Origin of the sequence: Rathayibacter sp. KR2-224 (genome assembly GCF_049446075.1) — a bacterium.
Classification (GTDB): domain Bacteria; phylum Actinomycetota; class Actinomycetes; order Actinomycetales; family Microbacteriaceae; genus Humibacter.
Genome location: NZ_JBMSEB010000006.1, coordinates 1 through 3669 on the forward strand (window position 1 = coordinate 1; position 3669 = coordinate 3669).

Consider the following 3669-nt stretch of genomic DNA (forward strand, 5'->3'; position numbering starts at 1 on the left):
AAGAAGTCCGGCGGTGTCCTACTCTCCCACAGGGTCACCCCTGCAGTACCATCGGCGCTGAGAGTCTTAGCTTCCGGGTTCGGAATGTGTCCGGGCGTTTCCCTCTCGCTATGGCCGCCGAAACACTGTTGATGTGTCAATAGTGAACGTCAAGCATCAAAGCTTGTTTGTTCCCGACCGTACATCGGGAACCACATAGTGGACGCGAGCAAATCTTTAGGCCCCTCATAGCTGCCTTACAACGTTTATGAGGGTAGTGATTGTCAAGTTGTCGGCTTATTAGTACCGGTCAGCTGCACAGGTCTTTAGTCCCTGCTTCCACATCCGGCCTATCAACCCAGTCGTCTGGCTGGGAGCCTCTCCCCCTAGGGGATGGAAGTCTCATCTTGAGGCCGGCTTCCCGCTTAGATGCTTTCAGCGGTTATCCATCCCGAACGTAGCTAATCAGCGGTGCTCCTGGCGGAACAACTGACACACCAGAGGTTCGTCCAACCCGGTCCTCTCGTACTAGGGTCAGATCCTCTCAAACTTCCTACGCGCGCAGCGGATAGGGACCGAACTGTCTCACGACGTTCTAAACCCAGCTCGCGTACCGCTTTAATGGGCGAACAGCCCAACCCTTGGGACCTACTCCAGCCCCAGGATGCGACGAGCCGACATCGAGGTGCCAAACCATGCCGTCGATATGGACTCTTGGGCAAGATCAGCCTGTTATCCCCGAGGTACCTTTTATCCGTTGAGCGACAGCGCTTCCACAAGCCACTGCCGGATCACTAGTCCCGACTTTCGTCCCTGCTCGACCTGTCAGTCTCACAGTCAAGCTCCCTTGTGCACTTACACTCGACACCTGATTGCCAACCAGGTTGAGGGAACCTTTGGGCGCCTCCGTTACTCTTTAGGAGGCAACCGCCCCAGTTAAACTACCCACCAGGCACTGTCCCTGAACCGGATTACGGTTCTAAGTTAGACATCCAGAGTGACCAGAGTGGTATTTCAACAATGACTCCACGAACACTAGCGTGCCCGCTTCATAGTCTCCCACCTATCCTACACAAGCCACACCGAACACCAATACCAAGCTGTAGTAAAGGTCACGGGGTCTTTCCGTCCTGCTGCGCGTAACGAGCATCTTTACTCGTAATGCAATTTCGCCGAGTTCGCGGTTGAGACAGCTGGGAAGTCGTTACGCCATTCGTGCAGGTCGGAACTTACCCGACAAGGAATTTCGCTACCTTAGGATGGTTATAGTTACCACCGCCGTTTACTGGGGCTTAAATTCTCAGCTTCGCCTTACGGCTAACCGTTCCTCTTAACCTTCCAGCACCGGGCAGGCGTCAGTCCGTATACATCGTCTTGCGACTTAGCACGGACCTGTGTTTTTAGTAAACAGTCGCTTCCCACTGGTCTCTGCGGCCTTCAAACGCTTCAGGAGCAAGTCCCTACACGCCTCAGGCCCCCCTTCTCCCGAAGTTACGGGGGCATTTTGCCGAGTTCCTTAACCACGATTCTCTCGATCTCCTTGGTATTCTCTACCTGACCACCTGAGTCGGTTTAGGGTACGGGCGGCTGGAACCTCGCGTCGATGCTTTTCTCGGCAGCATAGGATCACTGACTTCCCCAAACGGGTCCGCATCGTGTCTCAGCCTGAATGAACGACGGATTTGCCTATCGTTCGGCCTACGCACTTGCACCGGGACAACCATCGCCCGGCATCAGCTACCTTCCTGCGTCACACCTGTTAATACGCTAGCCGCACCAGCATAGGGTCGAGTGCTACCTCCCCACGCCTCACCCCGAAGGGATCGTACGCAGGGTTTCGGACTCTTAGCATTACTGGATTGACTGGGGCGGTTCTTCGCCGGTACGGGAATATCAACCCGTTGTCCATCGACTACGCCTGTCGGCCTCGCCTTAGGTCCCGACTTACCCAGGGCGGATTAGCCTGGCCCTGGAACCCTTAGTCTTTCGGAGGACGGGTTTCTCACCCGTCTTTCGCTACTCATGCCTGCATTCTCACTCGTGTAGGCTCCACGACTGGTTCACACCGCCGCTTCACTGCCCACACGACGCTCTCCTACCCATCACCACGACTGAACCACGAAGGCTTGTCACTAATGGTAATGCCACAACTTCGGTGGCGTGCTTGAGCCCCGTTACATTGTCGGCGCGGAATCACTTGACCAGTGAGCTATTACGCACTCTTTCAAGGGTGGCTGCTTCTAAGCCAACCTCCTGGTTGTCTATGCAACTCCACATCCTTTCCCACTTAGCACGCGCTTAGGGACCTTAGTTGGTGGTCTGGGTTGTTTCCCTCTCGACGATGAAGCTTATCCCCCACCGTCTCACTGCTGCGCTCTCACTTACCGGCATTCGGAGTTTGGCTGACGTCAGTAACCTTGTAGGGCCCATCGGCCATCCAGTAGCTCTACCTCCGGCAAGAAACACGCAACGCTGCACCTAAATGCATTTCGGAGAGAACCAGCTATCACGAAGTTTGATTGGCCTTTCACCCCTACCCACAGCTCATCCCCTCCATTTTCAACTGAAGTGGGTTCGGTCCTCCACGACGTCTTACCGTCGCTTCAACCTGGCCATGGGTAGATCACTTCGCTTCGGGTCTAGGACATGCGACTCAATCGCCCTATTAAGACTCGCTTTCGCTACGGCTACCCCACACGGGTTAACCTCGCCACATATCACTAACTCGCAGGCTCATTCTTCAAAAGGCACGCTGTCACCCCAACAAGGAGGCTCCAACGGTTTGTAAGCAAACGGTTTCAGGTACTATTTCACTCCCCTCCCGGGGTACTTTTCACCTTTCCCTCACGGTACTTGTCCGCTATCGGTCATCTGGGAGTATTTAGGCTTATCAGGTGGTCCTGACAGATTCACACGGGATTTCTCGGGCCCCGTGCTACTTGGGATACTTCCCGCCGTCGCACAACATTTCGGTTACGGGACTGGCACCCTCTACGGTCGGTCATTCAAAACCGTTCACCTATACTGCGCACATCAACGTGGTCTTCGGCAGAAAACCGTGGAAGTCCCACAACCCCGACCATGCAACACCTGCCGGCTATCACACATAATCGGTTTAGCCTCTTCCGCGTTCGCTCGCCACTACTAACGGAATCACTATTGTTTTCTCTTCCTGTGGGTACTGAGATGTTTCACTTCCCCACGTTCCCTCTACCCGCCCTATACATTCAGGCGGGAGTAACCAGGTCACCACAAAGGGCCTGGCTGGGTTTCCCCATTCGGACACCCTCGGATCAAAGTTCGCTTATCAACTCCCCGAGGCTTATCGCAGATTGCTACGTCCTTCTTCGGCTCCAGATGCCAAGGCATCCACCGTTCGCTCTTAGAAACTTGAAATCACATGAGTTATGAATCGATCGGCCCACCCCCGAAAGGGTGAACAGATTGACCAATGATCTACCAGCACCCAAAGGTGCCGGCATGATCTTGTGATCCGAACCCAAAAGGGTCCGAATCTAAGATGCTCGCGTCCACTGTGTAGTTCTCAAAATACGGGCGGGTCACCCTCCCCCACCAACCCCACCAAGGAGCTGACAAGAAAAGGGCCCAGAGGTTCGGAACAGCCTCCCGGCCGGCCCGGTCCCTCAGGACCCAACAGCGTGCACGTCCCGACTCTCACGACCCGAAGCG

At 55.1% G+C, this 3669-nt stretch carries 2 rRNA genes; both read right to left on the reverse strand.

The window, feature by feature from the left end:
• Positions 1 to 5: 5 nt before the first annotated feature.
• A 5S ribosomal RNA gene (gene rrf / locus ACO2Q7_RS17240) occupies positions 6 to 122 on the reverse strand.
• A 137-nt stretch (positions 123 to 259) separates the two neighbouring features.
• Positions 260 to 3375: ribosomal RNA gene (locus ACO2Q7_RS17245) — 23S ribosomal RNA — on the reverse strand.
• Between the last annotated feature and the right edge of the window lie 294 nt (positions 3376 to 3669).